We start from the raw sequence: 20,952 nt of genomic DNA on the forward strand, positions 1-20,952 counted from the left end.
CGGATGACGGAGACGGTCCTGAAGGTCGAGAACCTCGTCGTGCGCTACGGAGGGCGCCGGGGCACGGGCGCCACGGTGATCGACGACGTCTCGTTCGACCTGCGCGCGGGGGAGACCCTGAGCCTGGTGGGCGAGTCCGGATCGGGGAAGACGACGATCGGCCGGGCGATCCTCGGGCTCGCGCCGGTGACCTCCGGCTCCGTCTTCTTCCGCGGCGAGGCCATCAGCAACATCTCCCGGGCCCGCCGACGCAAGATCGCACGCGACATCCAGGTCGTGTTCCAGGACCCTTACTCCTCACTGAACCCGTCGATGGTGGTCGAGGACATCCTGGTGGAACCCCTTCTCGCCGCCGGCTCCCGGGACGGACGGGCACGGGTACGGGAACTCCTGGACGCCGTCGGTCTCCCGGCCGACTCCGGCGGAAGGTACCCGCGGGAGTTCTCCGGCGGGCAGCGGCAGCGCGTCGCCATCGCGCGGGCCCTCGCCCTGGACCCCTCGGTCATCATCTGCGACGAACCCACCAGCGCCCTGGACGTCACGACACAGGCCCGGGTGCTCGCGCTCCTCCAGGACATCCAGCGCGACACGGGTGTGGCGTATCTGTTCATCAGCCATGACCTGGGCGTGGTGAACCAGGTGAGCGATCGGATCGCCGTCCTCAACCAGGGGCGCATCGCCGAGATCGGCGACGCCCACGACGTCGCGACGAATCCGCAGCACCCCTACACCCGCAAGCTCCAGATGGCGGCGCCTGTCGCCGACCCGAAGCGACAGCGCGTCCGCCGGGCGAAGCGGCTGAGCCTCGCCGCCGCCGAGGGCACCGGCGTGCCCGAGACCACGGACGCCCGCTGACGCACAGCCGCGCCGGTCGGCCCGTACGCCGGTGAGTACCGGCGGCTCCCCGGCATGCCCGCAGCAGCGCGGAACCCGCGTCAGCCCACCACGAACCAGCGCAGCACCTCCCCTCCCAGGAGAAGCACATGACCGTACGACGACCCTCCAGACGCGATTTCGTCCGCACCTCGGCGGCAGGCACCGCCGTCGTGCTGGGAGCGACCCCGCTGCTCAGTACCCCCGCTTCGGCCGAGGCACGGCCGACCTGCACGGCGAGCGGCCCCGGCGGCCCCGTGCAGATCACGCCCGACTGCGACGACCCGACGTACAACCGGCCCGTGATCGACAGCGAGGAAGACCTCACCTCCCCCGTGCGGCACCGGAAGGTGTCCGGCCACTTCGAGGGCACGTCGAAGAAGTTCACCATCTACCTGCCCCCCGAGAAGCAGTGGCAGGGGCGGTTCTTCCACAAGGTGTACCCGACCCAGGACGAGCAGGCCCCCGACGACGTCGTCGCCTTCGGCGCGGCCAGCGGCGCGTACGTCGTCCAGACCAACGGAGGCATCGGTTACCGCGTCGAGGCGGCGGCGGCCAAGTTCTCCAGGACGGTCGCGGCGAAGTACTACCGTTCCAGCCGGCGGATCTACGGATACCTCTACGGCGGCAGCGGCGGTTCCTACCAGACCATCGGCGCCATAGAGAACACCGTGGGCGTGTGGGACGGAGCGGTGCCGTTCATACCCGGCAGCCCGGTGTCCATCCCGAACAGTTTCACCGTGCGCGCCCTGGCCAGGCTCGTGCTGCGGGAGAAGGCCGCCCGCATCGGTGACGCGGTCAGCCCCGGAGGCACGGGCGATCCCTACGCCGGTCTCAACAGCGTCGAGCGCGCCATGCTGCGCGAGGTGTCGAGCATGGGTGTTCCGCTCCGGACGTGGGAGGACTACTCCTACGTACTCAAACTGCCGGTGGACCCCGACAACCTGCTGGGGTTCGTGGCCGTCGTGCGCAGCATCGATCCCACGTACGCGGATGACTTCTGGTCGAAGCCGGGCTATCTGGGCACCGAGAAGTCCCCTCTCGGCGACCTGGTCCGTGCCGCGCGGATCGATCACACATCGACCGTCACCGAGGTGCGCCGCAACGCGGACAACGTGCCGACGGCTCTCCTCCTCGACAGTGTGCCGTCGACAGCGATCAGGACACCCCTCGACTTCACGGTCCGCGGTGCGGACGGCACGACGGACGTCGGCGCGCTGAAGGGTTCGCTGGACGTCGACGCCAAGGTGTTCACCCTCGCGGACGGAAACAGCGCGGACGTCCTCGACGCCCTCGCCGGCGGTGTCAGGCTCCAGTCCGACAACCGCTGGTACCTCGCCTTCCACGCCTACCACCGGCATCAGGTTCCGACCCGGCCCGGATTCCACACCTTCGACCAGTACCGCGGACCGGACGGACAGCCCCTGTACCCGCAGCGGGCGATCCAGATCGGCCCACTCATATCCGCCGGCACCAGCGACGGCGGCACGCACACCGGCAAGGTGAACGGCAAGGTCATTGTGGTCGCCAACCTGCTCGACTGCGACGCCTGCCCCGTGCCCGCCGACTGGTACGGCGCCCAGGTGAAGCAGGCCATGGGCGACCGGTTCGACGACACCTACCGGCTCTGGTACAACGACAGCGCCGACCATCTGGAGGGTCCCGTCACGGGAGCCCGTGCGACCCGACTGGTCGAGTGGACCGGCATCCTGGAGCACGCACTCCGTGACCTGAGCGCCTGGGTGGAAAAGGGCAGGGCACCGGCGCGGACGACCTCGTACACCATGCGCGACAGCCAGGTCGAGGTGCCGACGCGGGCCCGCGCCCGGCTGGGTGTCCAGCCCGTCGTCGACCTCACGGTGCACGGCCGGGACCGGATCGAGGTCGCCGCCGGACGGCCGGTCGTCTTCCGGGCCAGGATCGAGATGCCCCCGAAGGCCGGCCGGCTCGTGTCCACCGAATGGGACTTCACCGGATCCGGGACCTTCACCGCACACCCCTGCGGCCCCGCGCGGGAGACCGCGGAGGTACAGGCGGCCTTCACCTACGACAAGCCCGGCACGTACTTCGTGGCACTGCGCGCCACCGCTCAGCGCGAGGGCGACGCGCACACGCCGTTCGCCCGGGCGCGCAACCTGGGCCGGGTACGGGTCGTCGTGCGCTGACCCGGGTGCTCATGCCGGGGCTCCTCGCAGCCGCAGCGCACACACACCTCGACAAGGAACAGAGTGAACACATCACGTCAGCCCCACCGTGACGCAGCGAGGGCTCGGCCGTGCCCGTAGCCGCCTACCGGGAGTTCCTGCGCACTCCCTCGGTGTCCTGGCTGTTCCTCACCTCCATCGTGGGGCGTTTCAACCAGGGCATGACCAGCCTCGCCATGCTGATGCTCACCATCGATCGGTCGAGCTACGCGGTGTACAGCGCGGTGTCGGCGGTCGGCATGATCGGAGCCCTGGTCTCCGGACCACTGTTGAGCAGACTGGCCGAGGCGCGCGGCCGTCGCCGGGTCCTCGCCGTCACCGCCGTACTGCATACCGTGGCCATGGCGACATTGATCCTGGTTCCCCCGGAACCGGTACTGCTGGTCTGCCTGTCCCTGTGCCTGGGGTTGTGCACGCCTCCGCTGACCTCGACGGTCCGGGCGACAGTGCCGGTACTGGTCCGTCCGGAACAGGGACGCACCTTCTTCGCACTCGAGGCGACCGCGCAGGAAGTCGTCTTCGTCGTGGGGCCGGTGATCACGTCGTCCCTGGCCGCCTTCGGCGGGCCCCACCTCGCGCTCGCCGCGTGCGGCACGCTCGTTCTCGTCGGAACGCTCGCCTACGCGGCGGGCCGTGAGGCGGAGGCCGGCCGCGTGGTCGCGGCGTCCGTCCGCGGCGGGGCCGTGCTGCGGGTGCGGGGTCTGCCCCGTCTCTTCGCGGCGGGAGCGCTGCTGACCTGCGCGCTGGCGGCCCAGGTCCTCGGCGTGGTCGCCCTGGTGAGCGGCTCGGAGGTGTCGACGGATGCGGGATTCGTGCTCGCGGTGGGCAGCCTCGGGTCTCTCGTGGGCGGACTGGTCCATGGTGCGCGCAGGCGTCAGAAGGCGAGGCTGCGGCGCCCGTTGCTGTACGTGGCGGCGGGACTGGGGCTGCTGGCGCTCACCACCGGCCGGACCGCTCTGATCGTACTGCTCTTCTTCTGGGGCATGACCGTCGCACCTGCGCTGTCCAGCCTCTTCGAACGGCTGTCCGCGACGGCGCCGACGGGCTCCGCCGCCGAGGCGTTCGGATGGATGGGCAGCGTGCTCGCCATCGGCAACGTGGCCGGGACCACTCTCGCGGGGCTGCTCGTCACCGGCTGGGGAGCCCGCGCCCCGCTGGCCGCGGCATGTGGTCTCGCGTTCCTCGCGGCGCTGGTGTGCGAGCCCTGGCGCAGATCCGGACGGCGGGGCGCCACCCCGCCCGACGGGACGACCGACCAGGTCACGGATCAGCCCGCGAAGCCGCCGGTTTCCCCGGGCGATCCCGTGACCCCTGCACCCTCGAACAGGCAGGACCAGCCATGACATCACCGAACCCGCGCCCGGCCGCACCGCTGCCCAACCCGTTGATCCCCGGATTCAACCCGGACCCCAGCTGTGTCCTCGTCGACGGAACCTGGTACCTGGTCACCTCGTCGTTCGAGTACCTTCCGGCGCTGCCGGTCCACCGCAGCACCGACTTCGTCACCTGGGAACACATCGCCAACGTGGCGACCCGTGAGGAGCAGGTGGGAGTCGCGAACGTGCCGGACTCCGGGGGAGTGTGGGCCCCGACCATCCGCCACCACGACGGCCTCTTCCACGTGATCGTCACGGTGGCCACCAGTCCCCGAGGCTGCGTCGTGTTCACCGCCGCCGACCCGGCCGGACCCTGGAGCGACGGCACCACCCTCGACGGAATCATCGGCATCGATCCCGACCTGGCCTGGGACGAGACCGGCGCCGCCTACGTCACCTACAGCGGCCTGCACCTGGACGGGACGACGGTCGTCGAGCACCGGGGCATCCTCCAGGCCAGGGTCGACCTCGCCGAGGGACGGGCGCTGGAGGAACCCCGGGAACTGTGGTCCGGAACGGGGCTGGTCGCACCCGAGGCGCCGCACCTGTTCCGGCGCGGCGACCACTGGTACCTGATGATCGCGGAAGGCGGCACCGGGTACGGCCACGCGGTGAGCGTCGCCCGGGGCCCGAGCATCGAGGGGCCGTTCGAAGGAGCCCCGGGCAACCCGGTGCTGTGCGCCTCGGGCACCGACCGCTCCGTCCAGTGCACCGGCCACGCCGACCTGGTCCGCGGCCCGCACGGCGAGGACGTCCTGGTGCTGCTCGGCACGCGCATGGCGGGCAAGGCCTCGCCCCTGGGGCGGGAAACGTACGTCACCGGCGTGGAATGGGTCGACGACTGGCCCTGCCCGGCGCCCGTGGAGGTGAACCCGCGCCCGGAACCACTGGACGAGTACGTCGAGTTCACCGACCCGGCCGCCCTGGCCGACCCCGGCTGGCTGGCGGTGGGCCGGGCCCCCGCCGACGTGGCGTCCCTCGACGCACGACCCGGTCATCTGACCGTGAGCGCGGGCTCCGGCGGCCTGGACACCTTCCGGCCCGACTTCGTCGGCCGCCGGCAGCGCCATCTGAGCAGCCTGTTCGAGACCCGCGTCGACCCGGCGGACGGCAGGGGCGGGATCGGTCTGCGCTTCGACGAGCGGTACACGGTCACGCTGGTCGCCGAACGGGCACCGTCCGGCGACGGCCTCCTGGTCACGGCACGGGGCAACCTGCCCGCGCTGACCCAGACCTGGACTGCCGAGGTACCGGGCGCACAGGTACTCCTGCGGCTCGAAACCCGTGTGCCCGAACCCCACGAGGTGCCCTGGCTCCCGCCGGGCGACACGATCAGGCTCGTCGTCGTGGACGAGTCCGGCACCGAGACAACACTCGCCGAACTGGACGGCCGCTTCTGGTCCGTCGAACTGGCGTCACCCTTCACCGGCCGCGTGACCGGCGTGTTCGCCGAGCACGGCACCGTCCACTTCGCCGACTTCCGCTACCACGGAGAGGGCTCGTCATGACCTCGCTGCCGCGCCGCGTCCTGTTCGGCGCGGCCTACTACCACGAGTACCAGCCGTACGACCGTCTCAAGGACGACCTCGATCTGATGGCCGAGGCCCGCTTCACCGTCATCCGGGTCGGCGAGTCCGTCTGGTCCACCTGGGAACCGGAGAACGGCCGCTTCGACCTCGACTGGCTCCGGCCCGTCCTGGACGGCGCCCACGAACGCGGCATCTCGGTCCTCCTGGGGACCCCGACGTACGCGGTGCCGCCGTGGCTCGCCCGGCAGTACCCGGAGATCGCGGGGGAGCGGGGCACCGGCCGGCGCATCCCCTGGGGCGCCCGGCAGGAGGCCGACATCACCCACCCGGCGTTCCGCTTCCACGCCGAGCGGGTGACCCGCAGGATCCTCGAACGGTACGCCGACCACCCGGCCGTCATCGGATACCAGGTCGACAACGAACCCGGCAACGAACTCCTGTACAACCATGGCGTGTTCCAGCGCTTCGTCGACGATCTGCGGGCGAAGTACGGTGACGTGGAGACCCTCAACCGGGCGTGGGGTCTGGTCTACTGGTCGCACCGGCTGTCCACCTGGGCCGACCTGTGGACGCCCGACGGCAACGCACAGCCTCAGTACGACATCGCGTGGCGGGAGTTCCAGGCCCGGCAGGTGAACGAGTTCATCGCCTGCCAGGCCGGCATCGTGCGGGAGTACGCGCGCCCGGAGCAGTTCGTCACCACATGCATCGACTACGGTCGCCCCGCGGTCGACGACGACACGATGACCGACGCCCTCGACGTCTCCTCGGGCAACGCCTACTACGAGACACAGGACGCACTGGGACTGCCCGGCGAGAATGTCCCCGTCCGGCACCCGTGGAAGGCCATGGGCCCGCGGGGGCTGTACCTGAGGGCCGACCGCATGTACTCCTCCCGCCAGGAGCCCTTCCTCGTCACCGAGACGAACGCGGGCGGCGTGGGCGGCCCGTTCGAGAACCGCCCTCCGTACGACGGGCAACTGCGCCAGGCCGCGTGGGCCTTCGTGTCCCGGGGAGCGCGGATGATCGAGTACTGGCACTGGCACACCCTGCACTTCGGCGGCGAGACCTACTGGGGCGGTGTGCTGCCGCACAGTGGCCGGCCCGGCCGGATCCACGCGGAAGTGGCCGGCATCGGCGCCGAGTTCGAGGCGGCGGGAGATCTGGTCGTGGACCTGGTCCCGGACGCGGACGTCGCTCTGGTCTACTCACGCCCGACCAAGTGGCTGATGGAGAAGTACCCACCGCTCGCCCACCCGGACGGCAGCCCCGACCCCGACTCCTACGACGCCCTGTTCGACCCCTTCCACCGAGGCGCGTTCGACGCCCGGCTCCAGGCGCGCATCGTGCACGCCCGGGAACTCGCCGACACGCCTCCCGAGCAGGCGGTGCGGCAGCACCGGGTGCTGGTCGTGTCCGGCCTGTACCTCACCGACGACCGGACGCTCGACTGGCTCGGGGCCTACGCGGAGGCGGGTGGCCATCTGGTTCTGGGGCCGCGCACCGGGTACGGCGACGAGGAGGGCCGGGCCCGCACCGACGTCATGCCGGCCCGGCTGGCCACCGCCGCGGGCGTGCACTACGCGGAGTTCGGCAATCTGAACGAGGCGGTGCCCGTCATCGCCGCCCACGCCGCTCTGGCGAACGGCGGGCCGGCCGCGGCCACCCGATGGGCCGACAGCCTCGTCGTCGACGACGCCACCGTCCTGGCGCGGTACGACCACCCCCATCTGGGCCGGTGGCCGGCCGTCACCACACGCCGGGTCGGCGAGGGGCGCATCACCTGCGTCGGCACCGTGCCCGACGAGAGCCTGGCCCAGGCGCTGCTGGCGTGGGCGTGTCCGTCGTCCCTCGACGCCTGGTCCGGCCTGCCCGCGAGCGTGACCCGCACGAGCGCGACCGCGGCCGACGGCCGTCGCGTCCACTTCCTGCACAACTGGTCCTGGACACCACAGCCCGTGCGGCTTCCCCAGACATTCCGGGACGTCGTCAGCGGTCGGCCCTGCGCGGAGGGCGAGTCCCTCGAGCTGGGGCCGTGGGACGTCCGAGTCCTCGTGGAGAGCGGAGAGGGCCCATCGGGGGCGGAACAAGGGCGATAGCCCCAACGACATCGGCCGACCGCGCCGCCGGACGCAGAGGGCGTGGACCACCTCCCGAGGGAGGCGGTCCACGCCCTCTGCACATGGGGCGGCCCTTCTACAAATGCCGAAAGGAACGCGGCACAGCTTTCGGCATCTGCCGGTGGTGACCGGTTTCAGCCGGGCCGTACGGTCTGCACACCGTCGGATTCCAGCTGCTCACGCCCCTCGGGCAGTGGCTGGGAACCAGCTGAGATCGGAGTCTTCGGATGAGTGCAACAGTCGCCTTTGTCGGGCTGGGGAACATCGGTGGGCGAGTCGTCGCCCATCTGGTGAAGGCCGGCCACGACGTGGCGGTTTTCGACCTGAACGCCGCCGCGGTGCAGGCCGCGGTGGAGGCGGGGGCCCGCGCCGCGGCGTCGGCCGCGCAGGCCGCCGAGGGGGCTGCGGCCGTCCTTCTGAGTCTGCCCACGCCGGCGATCGTGGAGGCGGTGGTCGGCGAGATCCTGCCGCACGCCCAGCAGGGCGCGGTGATCGTCGATCACAGCACGATCGATCCGGACACCTCACGGCGGCTCGCGGCGACGGCGGCGGCGCAGGACGTGCGCTTCCTGGACGCGCCGGTCAGCGGTGGAGTGCAGGGAGCGGAGGCGGGCACGCTCGCGATCATGGTGGGCGGTGACGAGGCGGCCCTGGAGAAGGTGCGCCCGCTCCTGGACACCTATGCCGGCAGCGTGGTGCGGGTCGGGGACAGCGGCAGCGGTCAGGTCGTGAAGCTCGCCAACAACCTCATCACGGCCATCAACATCGCGGCGCTGGGCGAGGCCCTGACCATGACGGTACGCCAGGGCGTGGAGCTGGACACCGCGGTGAGCGTACTGACCAAGAGCTCTGCCAACAGCAACGTGCTGTCCGGCTACTTCCCGCGCACGCTGTTCACCGCCGAGCGGCCGACCGGCTTCGCGCTGGACTTCATGCACAAGGACCTGAGCCTGTTCCTGGCCTCCGCCGCCTCGGGCCCGGTGCCGCTGCCGCTGTCCAACGCCGTACGGGACCTGTTCACGATCGGCCGCCGACTGGGCCGCGGCAGCAAGGACTTCACCAGCGTCGTCGAGTTCTACGAGGACTTCGCCGGCGTCCGCCTGCAGACCAAGGAGACCGGCAAGTGAGCACCACAGGCGTGGAGATTCCCTCCGTCCACCAGCTGATCGGCGGCGTGTGGGGTCCGGCGGACTCCGGCGAGTGGATCGAGGTGGAGAACCCCGGCCGCCGCGAGATCATCGCCCGCGTACCCGCGTCAGGCGCCTCGGACGTGGACCGGGCGGTCGCGGCCGCGCGGGAGGCGTTCCCGGCCTGGCGTTCCCGGCCCTCGCGGGAGCGCGGCGCCCTGCTGATCAAGCTCGGTGACAGGATCGCCGAGCACCAGGAGGAACTGGCGCGGATCATCGCCTCGGAGACCGGAAACGCCCTGCGCACCCAGGCTCGCGGTGAGGCGGCCTCCGCGGTGGACATCTTCCGCTACTACGGACAGGTCGCCTCCGAGCAGAAGGGCGAGACGCTGCCGCTCGGCGACGGCCTGCTGTCCTACACCGTGCGCGAGCCGCTCGGCGTCGTCGGCGGGATCGTGCCGTGGAACGCACCGGTGCAGCTGTCCGCGCTGAAGATCGCCATGGCGTTGTCCATGGGCAACACCCTCGTCCTCAAGTCCGCCGAGCTGGCCCCCCTGGGTGTGCTGCGGTTGGCGCAGTGGGCGGCGGAGATCCTGCCCGACGGTGTGCTGAACGTGCTCTCCGGTTCCGGTGCCGTGGCGGGCGCGCGTATCGCCTCCCACCCGGACATCGCCAAGCTGACGTTCACCGGCTCCACGGGGGTCGGGCGCGGCATCCTGGCGGCGGCCGCCGACCGGATCGCGCCGGTCACCCTGGAGCTGGGCGGGAAGTCCCCGGTCATCGTCTTTCCCGACTCCGACGACGACGCCACCGTCGACGGCGTGATCATGGGTATGCGCTTCACCCGCCAGGGCCAGTCCTGCACCGCCGGCTCCCGCCTGTACCTGCACGAGGACATCTTCGACTCGTTCCTGGAGAAGCTGACCGGCAAGCTGGCGCAGCTGAGGATCGGCGACCCGCTCGACGAGGACAGCGACATCGGCGCCCTCGTGAGCGAGACGCAGTACGACAAGGTCTGCCGCTACATCCGGTCCGGCCTCGACAAGGGCGGCAAGCTGATCACCGGCGGTGTCCGTCGGCCGGTCGACCAGGACGGCTACTACGTCGCGCCGACCGTCATCAGCGGTGTCGACGCCGACTGGGAGATCACCCGCGAGGAGGTCTTCGGCCCGGTCCTGGTCGTCATCCCCTGGCATGACGAGGAAGAGGTCGTCGAGGCCGCCAACGACTCCACCTACGGGCTGGCCGGCTACGTGTGGTCGAAGAACATCGACCAGGCGCTGCGCACGGCCAACCGGCTGCAGGCCGGGTGGATCCAGATCAACCGCGGTGGCGGACAGATCCCCGGCATGGCCTACGGCGGCATCAAGCAGTCCGGCCTGGGCCGCGAGTACTCCGTGGACGGCGCGCTCGAAAGCTTCACCCAGCACAAGAGCTTCACGATCGCCTACACGGCCTGACCCTCCGGCGCGCACCACCCCAGCGCGCGACCCTCCCCACGCACGACGTCCGACAGGCGTCGCCGAAGCCCGGCTCCCCACACGGGTCTGCTGTTCACCACCCCGCTCCGGCGGCGCCTGTCGCGCGACGGCTCCGCCGTACCCGAAGGAGACCTTCCATGGGTACCACCACCCCTCGGCCGCCGGCCCACGGCGTCGAACTCACCGATGACGGGCTCGCCCAGAGCCTCACCAAGCGCCACATCCGGATGATCGCCGTCGGCGGAGCCATCGGCGTCGGCCTGTTCCTCGGGGCAGGCGGCGGCATCGCCAAGGCCGGGCCCGCCCTGATCGGCGTCTACGCGGTCACCGGCGTGTTCATCTTCATCATCATGCGCGCCCTGGGCGAGCTGCTCATCTACCGTCCGGTCAGCGGCAGCTTCGCCGAGTACGCCCGTGAGTTCATGGGCCCCGCCTACGGCTTCGTCACCGGGTGGGGCTACTGGACGACGTGGACGGTGATCGGCATGGCCGAGATCACCGCGGCGGGCATCTACGTGCACTACTGGTTCCCGTCCGTCCCTCAGTACGTCACCGCCTTCGTCGTCCTCGTGGCGCTGGTGCTGCTGAACCTGCTGAAGGTCGGGGCGTTCGGCGAGGCGGAGTTCTGGTTCGCGTCCATCAAGATCGCCGCCATCCTCGGGCTGATCGTCGGTGGCACCCTCGTCGCGGTCTTCAGCATCGGCGACGCCGGTGAGAACAGTGCCCTCGCCCACCTGTGGAACCACGGTGGTGCGGCTCCGAACGGCTGGATGGCGGTCCTGCTCGCCTTCCAGATCGTGGTCTTCTCCTATCAGGGCGTGGAGCTGATCGGCATGACGGCCGCCGAGACGAAGAACCGCGACACCGTCCTGCCCAAGGCCATCAACTCGATCCCGTGGCGGATCGGCATCTTCTACGTCGGCTCGCTGCTGGTGCTGCTCACCCTGTTCCCCTGGACCGAGTTCAGCGCGGGCGAGAGCCCGTTCGTGAAGGCGCTGACCCACATCGGACTGCCGGCCGCGGGCAGCGTCATGAACTTCGTCGTCCTCACCTCGGCCCTGTCCTCCTGCAGTTCCGGTCTGTTCAGCAACGGGCGCCTGCTGAAGCGGCTGGCCGCGGACGGCGTCGCGCCCGCCCGGTTCGCCACCGTCAACAAGGGGCATGTGCCCGCCGCCGCGATCCTGGCGTCCGGCGCCGCCATGATGATCGGCGTCCTGGTCAACGCGGCCGTACCGGACCAGGCCTTCGTCTACATCTCCTCGGTCGCCACCCTGGGCGCGATCTGGAGCTGGCTGGTCATCATCGTCTGCCACATGATCTACCGTCGACGTCTGGCCCGGGGCGAGGTGCACGAGAGCTGGTTCAGGCTGCCCTTCGCCACCCCGCTGAGCTGGCTCGTGATCGCCTTCCTGGCATTCGTCACGGTGATCCTCGGCTTCGATCCCGACAACCGCATCGCCCTGTACGCGCTGCCCGTGTGGGCCGCCGCCCTCATCGGTGGCTACCTGTACGCCCGGCCGAGGATGGCCGCCCGGGAAGCGGCGGCGGCCTCCGGCGAACCGGGCGTCCGCCCCTCCACGGTCGACGCCGGAGCCGGCGACAAGCCCGCGACACACCTCGTCGACTGACCGCGACCGGGCCGCCGGGAGACCCCCGGTGACCCGGCTCTGGTGAAAGCCGTCGCCGCCGCACCGGCGACACACGGGCCCCTCCCGGACGGCCCGCACCCGGCGGGCTGCCGAACCACGGCGGCAGCCCGCCGACCACTCGTTCTCCCCGCCCGGCAAGGAGCCTCTCCTCGTGAACGCCCACCCGCCCCCCGCCATCGCACCCTGGGCCGACGCCGCCAGCCGGCGGCGGCTGCGCGAACTGGAGACCCTCCACCGCGAGGAAGGACCGGCCGAGGTCACCGACGCGGTCACCCGTGAGCTGGACGCCTTCCACCACCGCACGGCCACCGAGGGTCTCGTGCTGTACGCCGGAACCAACGTGCTCTCCCCGGCAGTCCGTGCCGCCCACGCCGGCGACCTGTCCACCCGCCCCGCCCTGGGCTGGCCCGGAGGGAAACTCCAGACCGGCGTCCAGGAGATCGAAGCCCTGGAAGTCATCGCCACCACTCAGGTCGCCCGTGCCATGCGCGCCGCCTACGCCGAGGTCCGTTTCCTCACCGCGACCATGGCCAACCTCGCCCTCTACAGTGCCTTCACCCAGCCCGGAGACACCATCGCCGTGCTCTCCCCGGAGGCCGGGGGCCACGCCAGCCATCACGCCCACGCCACCGCCGGGGTGCGCGGCCTGAACGTGGCCCACCTGCCGTACAGCAGCACCGACCTGGACGTCGACGCGCGCCTGCTGGACGGATTCCTGACCGCCCACCGGCCCAGGCTGATCCTGGTGGGCGGTAGCGTCACGCTGTTTCCCCACCGGCTCGGTGTGCTGCGCGAGGCCGCCGACCGCACCGGCGCGCTCCTGATACACGACGCCTCTCACACGGCCGGACTCATCGCCGCCGGACACGTCCAGGAACCGCTCGCGGAGGGCGCCCACATCGTCACCTTCTCCACCTACAAGACCTTCGCCGGGCCCGCCGGCGGCGCCGCCGTCACCAACGACCCACAGCTGGCCGAGGCCATCTCCCACGCCGCCTACCCCGTCCTCAGCTCCAACTACGACCCCGCCCGGCTCGGCCCGCTCGCCATCGCCGCGGCCGAGGCCGTCGCGCAGGAGCCGTCCTGGGCCGCACCGACCATCACCGCGGCCCAGCACCTGGCGGATCAGCTGGCCGGTCACGGCTACGCCCTCCTCGGAGCCGACCGCGGCTACACCCGCACCCACCAGATCGTCGTCGACGCCACCGCGCTGGGCGGAGGGGGTCACGCGGTCGCCCGCCTGGCCGCCCACGGCATCCATGCCGGCACGTGCCGGCTGCCCCGGCAGACGCCCGACACGCCCGCGCAGGGCATCAGGCTGGGTACCCAGGAGATCGTGCGCCGGGGAGCCGACGCCGCGCTCATGCCCCACGTCGCCGCCGTCATCCACCACTCCCTCACCAACACCGGCCCCGCGAGCACGCACGGAGCGGCAGAACTGCGCGCGCTCCTCGGACCGGGCATCTGGGCCGACCCCCAACCCGTGCAGCTGAACGCGGTCCGCCCGGCGCGGCCCTAGCCTGAGCACCGGGGCCTCACCCGCCCGACGCTCCACGCGCCCCTACCCCTCCTCAGCACTCCACGACCCAAGGGACAGCGCGGCATGAACAGCAGCGACATCCAGGGCCTCGTCGACGAGATCGCCGCCGCTCTCGGCAAAGGCGTATCCGTCGACGACCTCAGCGGCCGCCTGGTGACCTACAGCGTGCAGCAGGGCCGCGCCGACGACGCGCGCATCCGCTCTCTGCTGACCCGCGCCGTCCCCGACGACGTCCGCGCCTGGCAGGACCGACACGGCGTCGCCACCGCCACCCGGCCCGTGGAAGTACCGCCCAACCCGGACCTGGGCATGCGCGCCCGTCTCTGTGTCCCCCTCCTGCACCACGGAGTGAAGACGGGCACCCTGTGGATCCTGCACTCCGAGGACGACTGGTCCATCCCCCTCCTCCTCGACCGGCTCACTCTGCTCGGCGAACAGATCGACACCCTGGCCGCCCTGCAGTACGACAAGGCCAACCCGCAGCTGGAGGAGCGCCGCCACCGCGAAGCCGTCTTCCGGCACGCCTGCCGGGCCGACCAGGCCGCATGTGAGGAACTCGCGTCGTGGCCGGCGCTGTACGCACTGGACACCGTGCACGCCCTGGTGTGCCTGCCCATCCCCGGCCGGGACCCGGCCCGCCGCAGCGACACCGAGACCGCACAGCTGCGCGTGGCCCTGCACCAGACCCTGGCCGCCCACAGCCATGTACTGGCCACGTCCGTGCAGGACACCCACACCACCGTCCTCGCCCGCTCCAGCCACGGCGCCGACACTCCGCTCCAGCTGCACCACGACCTTGCCGCCGCCGTCCGCAGCACGGCGGTTCCGACCGATACACCGCACCCGGTGTTCATCGGCGTCAGCGGCCCTCTCAAGACCGTCGACCGCCTCCCCGACGCCTACCAGCAGGCCGTCGCCGCCGCGCAGGCGGCAGCCGTCGACCCCACGCTCGGCCCTCTGGCCGACTGGGACGGCATCGGGCCGTACCGGTTCCTCGCGCAGAACCTGCGCCGGGAGGCCGTCCAGCAGTCCGCGCTCTACGACCGGCTGTACGCCGCCGACGCCACCGGCGAACTCCTCCACACCCTGGAGGTCTACTACGACAGTGCCAGCGTCAACCAGGTCGCCAAGCACCTCCATCTGCACCGCACCAGCCTCTACTACCGGCTCGGCCGCATCAAGGACGCCATCGGCACCGACCCCCTCGACGGCCCGACCCGCCTGGAACTCCACATGGCGATCAAGACCGCCCGCTGGATGCGCCGCCCCCGCATCTGACCGCGGCCCCCGCCGGCCCGGACCACCGCCGTCCACCCGCACCGGATGCGCGCCCGCATCCCCTGAGACAGACAAGGAGGGTCTTCCGTGGCCATCAGTGTCTTCGACCTCTTCTCCGTCGGCATCGGCCCCTCCTCCTCCCACACCGTCGGGCCGATGCGCGCGGCCCGCATGTTCGCCCAGCACCTGACCACCGATGGCGTCCTCGCCGACACGGCCGGCCTGCGCGCGGAGCTGTTCGGATCGCTCGGCGCGACCGGCCACGGCCACGGCACCCCGAACGCCGTCATGCTCGGCCTGGAAGGGCACCTGCCCGAGTCCGTCGACGTCGACGCGGCCGCCCTCGACGTCGAACGCATCACCCGCACCCGCCGGCTCCATGTGTCGGGCACCCATCCGGTCCCCTTCGACCCCGACGCCCACCTGGTACTGCACCGGCGCCGTGCCCTGCCCCATCACCCCAACGGCATGACTCTCACCGCCCACACCGCGGACGGCCGGACCCTGTCGAAGAAGACGTACTACTCGGTCGGCGGAGGGTTCGTCGTCGATGAGGAGGCCATCGGAAGCGACCGGATCAAGCCCGACACCACCCAGCTCACGTACCCCTTCGCCACGGGCGACGAGCTGCTGCGACGCTGCCGCGAGACCGGCCTTTCCATCTCCGGCCTGATGCTGGAGAACGAGCAGGCGTGGCGTGGCGAACAGGAGATACGCGACGGGCTGCTGAAAATCTGGACCGTGATGCGCGAGTGCGTGGAAGCCGGTCTGTCACGCGAGGGAATCCTGCCCGGTGGGCTGAAGGTCCGGCGCCGCGCCGCCCCCTCCGCCCGACTCCTGCGCGCCCAGGGCGATCCGCAGCGGCACGCGATGGAGTGGGTCACCCTCTACGCCATGGCCGTCAACGAGGAGAACGCCTCCGGCCATCGGGTGGTGACCGCACCGACCAACGGGGCCGCCGGCATCATTCCCGCCGTACTGCACCACTACCGTGACCTCATCCCTGGCTCCGACGACGACGGCGTCGTCCGCTTCCTGCTCACCGCAGGCGCGATCGGCATCCTCTTCAAGGAGAACGCCTCCATCTCCGGCGCTGAAGTCGGCTGCCAGGGGGAGGTCGGCTCCGCCTGCTCCATGGCCGCCGGAGCGTTCGCCGAAGCCCTCGGCGGCAGCCCCGAACAAGTCGAGAACGCCGCCGAGATCGGCATCGAGCACAACCTCGGCCTCACCTGCGACCCCGTCGGCGGCCTCGTCCAGATCCCCTGCATCGAACGCAACGGCATGGCCGCCGTGAAAGCCGTCACCGCCGCACGCATGGCCCTGCGCGGCGACGGCCGGCATCATGTCTCCCTCGACAAAGCCATCAGGACCATGAAACAGACCGGCGCCGACATGAAGATCAAATACAAGGAGACATCCCGCGGCGGTCTCGCCGTCAACGTCATCGAATGCTGATCCCGGGTCACGGAGCGGTGCCGCGGCCCGGCCGGGCGCGGCGTCGTGCGCGCTGAGCTGCTCCAGGTCGCCACCGTGCCTCCCGCATGGCGTGCAAATACCCTTCCCCCTGGGTCAGTTGCTCGCCGGAGACGGGCAGGGCGGCCGAGTCGGGCTGGTGCAGTTCCACGGCGCCGCCGAAGTTCCCCGGCAGCACGCTCGCCCGGAGACCGCTGGCGTACGTGCCGTCGCCCCGCGTCGCTTCCAGCCGATGCCCCCACCGTGCGGCGCCGGTCATCGGGGCCGCAGCCGGTAGCACTCGGTCGCCGTACCGGCGAGGATGGCCCGGGTCTCCGTCCCGGAGCAGTCGTGCAGCAACTCCTCGACGGTGGCCGCCCAGGCGTTCCAGCCGCCGGCGAGGCCGCAGACCGGCCAGTCGGAGCCGAACATGAGCCGCTTCGGGCCGAAGGCGGAGAGCAGGACGTCCCACACGGGCCGGACGTCCACGCTGTCCCACGTCTCGGGGTCGGCCTCGGTGAGCAGCCCCGACACCTTGCACCGGACCTGCTCATGGCCGGCCAGCAGGCGGATCTGGCGTTCCCAGTCGGTCAGGTCGCCTTCGGTGATCGGTGGTTTGCCCGCGTGGTCGAGGACCAGCGGCAGACCGGGGACGCGCTCGGCGAGCCTGATGGCCTGGGGCAGTTGGTGGGCGCCGATCAGCACGTCGTAGCCGAGCCCCTCGTCGCGTACGGTGCGCAGCCCCGACTCCACGACGGGCCGTTGCAGCCAGGCGGAGTCCGGCTCGCCCTGGACGACGTGGCGCACGGCGCGCAGATAGGAGCCGCCCGGTCCCGAGCGCAGTGTGTCGAGGATGTCCCTGATGGCGAGCGAGGTCAGGTCCACCCAGCCGACGACGCCACCGATCAGGGGGTCCCGCTCGGCCAGGGCCAACAGCTCGCGTGTCTCGGGCTGGGACGCCACGCACTGGACGACCACGGTCTGCTCCAGGCGTCGGCCCGCGATCGTCCGGGTCGCGGTCGTCCGCAGGTCCTCGATGCCGAAGGAGCGCCGGATCGGCCCGTGCGCCGGTTCGTCCAGCCAGGGTTGCGGCCGCCGGTCGGGATTCCACACATGGTGGTGGGCGTCGACGAGGCCGGAGTACGCGCGGTCGGACACGGGCCGCGCCGGGTCGTCGTAGCCGTGGGGGAGGCCGGTGGGGGCGGCGACGCGGGCTGACGAGCGCTCGGTGAACGACATGGCAGCACTCCTGAAGACGCAGCGGGTACCGGAGACGCTCACGAGACGCGCTGCGTCGAAGCGACTGTGGAGTCATCGGAGGTCTGGTGCTGCGGCGACTTTAGTCACCAGCGGGCCGGGGTGACAATTCATTGCTGGGATGTATTGGTGGGATCCCTGTGTTTGATCCGTGTCCCACAGTGGCGGTTGGGTCAGGTTTGATCCGACTCGCCGAAGGCGTCGAGGTGCGCCTGGCCGCCCCGTCATGGGAGCGCGGGTGCGGTACTTGGGGGTGACGTTGCGGAACTGTTGACTGCCGCCAACAGTGGAGCTTCCTCCGGTGATTGACGCAAAAGTGGAGTTCAGGAGGGCTGTTCGGCCGTCTGCGAGGCAGTTTCGCGCTCCTCCTGTCCACGCTTGGGTTCTCATGGCGCAGAAATCGTGTCGAAAGGGCCCTTGTCAGCTCCGGTCATGTCACCGTAACGTCCTCGCAGCTCAGGAAACATCCCAGCAATCACGGGCTCAGTAGGGCGACTCCATGCTGAGTCCGGTACCGGGTCGGTGACGGTCCTGCGTGCACGCGGGGCGGCCGCGCATCACCTCGTCCCCTCGACGCGCAACTCTCCCCTCCCTCCCCTCCCCGCTCGCACCCCCAGCACCCCGCCTGGTGTGCCGGTCACCCACGCCGGAGCGCCGCTCCCGCGATGTCCCCGTCAGTCATACGGCACATCAGTTGCCTCGGAGGTCCAGCCATGTCGAGAGCGATCAACAGACGCCAGTTTCTGGCCGGTACCACGGCCGTCGCGGCGGCCGCGGTCGCGGGAGGCGTCTTCGGTTCCGGCCGCGCCGTCGCGGCACCGTCCACCTACACGCCCACCTGGGGCTCGGTGAACCAGCACCCGGCGGCTCCCGAGTGGTTCCAGGACGCCAAGTTCGGCATCTACTTCCACTGGGGTGTCTTCAGCGTCCCCGCCTTCGACAGCGAGTGGTACCCGCGCAACATGTACTTCGAAAACAGCGGGGTCAACAAGCACCATGTCGCCACCTACGGCACCACGTCCGCGTGGCCGTACCACAACTTCATCAACGGGGCGAACGACAAGGCCGGCAACTTCACCCAGTTCAAGCCCAGGCTGAAGTCGGCCGGCGGCAACTTCGACCCCGACGACTGGGTGCAGCTGTTCGTGGACGCCGGCGCGAAGTTCGCCGGGCCGGTCGCCGAGCACCACGACGGTTACTCGATGTGGGACAGCCAGGTCAACGAGTGGAACTCGGTCGCCAAGGGCCCCCAGCTCAACCTGCTGCGGCTCTTCACCGACGCCGTCCGCGCGAAGAACCTCAAGCTGCTGGTGTCGATGCACCACGCCTACAACTACCTCGGCTACTTCCAGGCCGCACCGGCGCAGTCCGACCCCAGCCTCAAGAAGCTCTACGGACAGCTGGACAAGACCACGGAGGAGCAGCTCTGGTACGACAAGCTCAAGGAGGTCATCGACCTGGCCGAGCCGGACATCATCTACCAGGACGTCCACCTGGACGAGATCGCCGAGACCCAGCTGCTGAACTTCCTCTCCTACTACTACAACCAGGCCAACTCCTGGGGCCGCGAGGTCGTCGCCACCTACAAGGACGCCTTCAACGGCCACGGCGAGGTCTTCGACTATGAGCGTGGCGGCCCGGCCGACATCACATCCCCCTACTGGCTGACCGACGACAGCGTCTCCAGCAGCAGTTGGTGCTACACCGAGGGCATCGGCTACTACACGTCCCAGTTGCTGCTGCACGCCATGATCGACCGGGTCAGCAAGAACGGCACGGTCCTGCTCAACATCGCGCCGAAGGCCGACGGCACCATCCCCCAGGGCCAGCGCGACGTCCTGCTGGGCATCGGCGACTACCTGAAGCGCTTCGGTGAGTCGGTGTACTCGACCCGTGCCTGGACCGCGTACGGGGAGGGGCCGACGAAGATGGGCGGCGGCACCTTCATGAACCCGAGCGCCGGCACCGCGCAGGACATCCGCTTCACCCGGAACAAGGCGAACACCGTCCTGTACGCCACGGTGCTCGGCTACCCCGGCAGCTCGCTGACCGTCAAGACGCTCAGTTCCGGTCGCATCAACCTGGGGTCGCTGACCTCGGTGAAGCTGCTGGACAGCACGGCCGGTACCTACATCGACCTCCCGAACCGCACCCAGGACGCGTCCGGGCTCAAGGTGACCCTGCCGTCATCGGCGCCGTACTCCGCGCCCATGTACGTACTGAAGCTGACCTTCTCCGGCCGGATCCCCACGCTGCGGCCGGTCGACGGCGCCCTGGTCTTCACGGACGTCAACTACAGCGGTACCTCCGCCACGCTCGGCCTGGGCGACTACACCGCCGACCAGCTGGACCTGCACGGGATGCCCGCGCTCAGCATCTCCTCGCTGAGGCTCGCCCCGGGGCAGCAGATCGTCGCCTACTCCGGCGACAACTTCACCGGCACCCAGTGGACCTTCACCGCCGACAACGCCGACCTGCGGGTCACCGGCCAGAACGACAAGATCACCTCGTTGAAGGTGCAGTTCAACCCCTCGACCTACCTCAAGATCATCAACTACACCGACGGGCTGGCCCTGGACAGTGGCGGCAACGTCGCCGACGGATCCGCCCTCAAGCAGTGGCACTGGTTCGACAGCGCCAACCTCCAGTGGCAGGCGGTCGAGGTCGGCAACGGCTACTACAAGCTGGTCAACCGGGCCAACGGCATGGTCGCCGACAGCTGGGGCGCCACCAGCAACGGCGCCACCTGCAAACAACTGGCCTGGAACGGTCACACCAACCAGCAGTGGAAGATCACGCACCGCGGCGACGGCCAGTACAACATCGTCAACCGCACCACCGGCAAGCTCCTGGACGGCGGCGGCAACGTCTCCGAGGGCGCTGTCGCCAAGCTGTGGGAGTGGGGCAACAGCACCAACATGCAGTGGACCATCAGCACCGTGTGACCCATGGCCCGGTGCGGTGGCCAACCCTCGCCCGCACCGGGCCATGCGAACAGGCAGGACCCCTCGCCGCAGCGGGCCGTGCGCCGTGCCGCGGCCGGGGTGGCGCCGACCGACCGCTTTA

13 protein-coding genes are annotated in these 20,952 nt (G+C 70.5%); 12 read left to right on the plus strand and 1 reads right to left on the minus strand.

Annotated elements, in window-relative coordinates; all coding sequences use genetic code 11:
- The first annotated feature begins 3 nt into the window (after positions 1 to 3).
- The 11 genes from ABZ464_RS13500 (at position 4) to ABZ464_RS13550 (ending at position 16,632) form a co-directional block, all read left to right on the plus strand.
- Positions 4 to 855, plus strand: a complete 852-nt coding sequence (locus ABZ464_RS13500; RefSeq protein ID WP_359275376.1) for an ATP-binding cassette domain-containing protein — start codon at positions 4 to 6, stop codon at positions 853 to 855.
- Positions 856 to 983: 128 nt separating this feature from the next.
- Positions 984 to 3,038, plus strand: coding sequence for a PKD domain-containing protein (locus tag ABZ464_RS13505; RefSeq protein ID WP_359275379.1), 2,055 nt, complete (start codon positions 984 to 986; stop codon positions 3,036 to 3,038).
- Between the two features lie 110 nt (positions 3,039 to 3,148).
- Positions 3,149 to 4,420, plus strand: coding sequence for an MFS transporter (locus ABZ464_RS13510; RefSeq protein WP_359275381.1), 1,272 nt, complete (start codon positions 3,149 to 3,151; stop codon positions 4,418 to 4,420).
- Complete coding sequence (locus ABZ464_RS13515) at positions 4,417 to 5,961, plus strand: family 43 glycosylhydrolase (protein ID WP_359275384.1); 1,545 nt, start codon at positions 4,417 to 4,419, stop codon at positions 5,959 to 5,961. Before ABZ464_RS13510 ends, ABZ464_RS13515 begins: the two co-directional genes overlap by 4 nt.
- On the plus strand, positions 5,958 to 8,081 hold the full coding sequence (locus tag ABZ464_RS13520; RefSeq protein WP_359275387.1) for a beta-galactosidase: 2,124 nt from the start codon (positions 5,958 to 5,960) through the stop codon (positions 8,079 to 8,081). Before ABZ464_RS13515 ends, ABZ464_RS13520 begins: the two co-directional genes overlap by 4 nt.
- Positions 8,082 to 8,329: 248 nt before the next feature.
- Entirely contained in the window at positions 8,330 to 9,229 is a 900-nt protein-coding gene (locus ABZ464_RS13525) for an NAD(P)-dependent oxidoreductase (RefSeq protein ID WP_359275390.1), read from the plus strand.
- Entirely contained in the window at positions 9,226 to 10,689 is a 1,464-nt protein-coding gene (locus ABZ464_RS13530; RefSeq protein ID WP_359275393.1) for an aldehyde dehydrogenase family protein, read from the plus strand. Before ABZ464_RS13525 ends, ABZ464_RS13530 begins: the two co-directional genes overlap by 4 nt.
- Positions 10,690 to 10,847: 158 nt before the next feature.
- Positions 10,848 to 12,338, plus strand: coding sequence for an amino acid permease (locus tag ABZ464_RS13535; protein ID WP_359275395.1), 1,491 nt, complete (start codon positions 10,848 to 10,850; stop codon positions 12,336 to 12,338).
- Positions 12,339 to 12,510: 172 nt separating this feature from the next.
- The gene (locus ABZ464_RS13540; RefSeq protein WP_359275398.1) at positions 12,511 to 13,878 is read left to right on the plus strand and encodes a DegT/DnrJ/EryC1/StrS family aminotransferase; all 1,368 of its coding nucleotides are present in this window, start codon (positions 12,511 to 12,513) and stop codon (positions 13,876 to 13,878) included.
- 84 nt (positions 13,879 to 13,962) lie between these two features.
- Positions 13,963 to 15,177: a helix-turn-helix domain-containing protein gene (locus tag ABZ464_RS13545; protein WP_359275401.1), complete on the plus strand. Its 1,215-nt coding sequence runs from the start codon at positions 13,963 to 13,965 to the stop codon at positions 15,175 to 15,177.
- Positions 15,178 to 15,264: 87 nt separating this feature from the next.
- Positions 15,265 to 16,632 (plus strand): L-serine ammonia-lyase, encoded by a 1,368-nt coding sequence (locus ABZ464_RS13550; protein WP_359275404.1) that lies wholly within the window; start codon positions 15,265 to 15,267, stop codon positions 16,630 to 16,632.
- A 273-nt stretch (positions 16,633 to 16,905) separates the two neighbouring features.
- On the opposite strand, the gene ABZ464_RS13555 is transcribed toward ABZ464_RS13550, so the two are convergent.
- Complete coding sequence (locus ABZ464_RS13555) at positions 16,906 to 17,787, minus strand: amidohydrolase family protein (protein WP_359275613.1); 882 nt, start codon at positions 17,785 to 17,787, stop codon at positions 16,906 to 16,908.
- 812 nt (positions 17,788 to 18,599) lie between these two features.
- Between ABZ464_RS13555 and ABZ464_RS13560 the strand changes: the two genes are divergently transcribed.
- Complete coding sequence (locus ABZ464_RS13560) at positions 18,600 to 20,831, plus strand: alpha-L-fucosidase (protein WP_359275406.1); 2,232 nt, start codon at positions 18,600 to 18,602, stop codon at positions 20,829 to 20,831.
- The last annotated feature ends 121 nt before the right edge of the window (positions 20,832 to 20,952 follow it).

Origin of the sequence: Streptomyces sp. NPDC005820, from assembly GCF_040630255.1 — a bacterium.
In the GTDB taxonomy this organism is placed as follows: domain Bacteria; phylum Actinomycetota; class Actinomycetes; order Streptomycetales; family Streptomycetaceae; genus Streptomyces.

What these genes read in the sequence shown, in the direction of transcription:
- ABZ464_RS13500 (WP_359275376.1), top strand. Translation starts at nt 4, where the DNA reads ATGACGGAGACGGTCCTGAAGGTCGAGAACCTCGTCGTGCGCTACGGA.
- ABZ464_RS13505 (WP_359275379.1), top strand. Translation starts at nt 984, where the DNA reads ATGACCGTACGACGACCCTCCAGACGCGATTTCGTCCGCACCTCGGCG.
- ABZ464_RS13515 (WP_359275384.1), top strand. Translation starts at nt 4,417, where the DNA reads ATGACATCACCGAACCCGCGCCCGGCCGCACCGCTGCCCAACCCGTTG.
- ABZ464_RS13520 (WP_359275387.1), top strand. Translation starts at nt 5,958, where the DNA reads ATGACCTCGCTGCCGCGCCGCGTCCTGTTCGGCGCGGCCTACTACCAC.
- ABZ464_RS13525 (WP_359275390.1), top strand. Translation starts at nt 8,330, where the DNA reads ATGAGTGCAACAGTCGCCTTTGTCGGGCTGGGGAACATCGGTGGGCGA.
- ABZ464_RS13535 (WP_359275395.1), top strand. Translation starts at nt 10,848, where the DNA reads ATGGGTACCACCACCCCTCGGCCGCCGGCCCACGGCGTCGAACTCACC.
- ABZ464_RS13545 (WP_359275401.1), top strand. Translation starts at nt 13,963, where the DNA reads ATGAACAGCAGCGACATCCAGGGCCTCGTCGACGAGATCGCCGCCGCT.
- ABZ464_RS13560 (WP_359275406.1), top strand. Translation starts at nt 18,600, where the DNA reads ATGTCGAGAGCGATCAACAGACGCCAGTTTCTGGCCGGTACCACGGCC.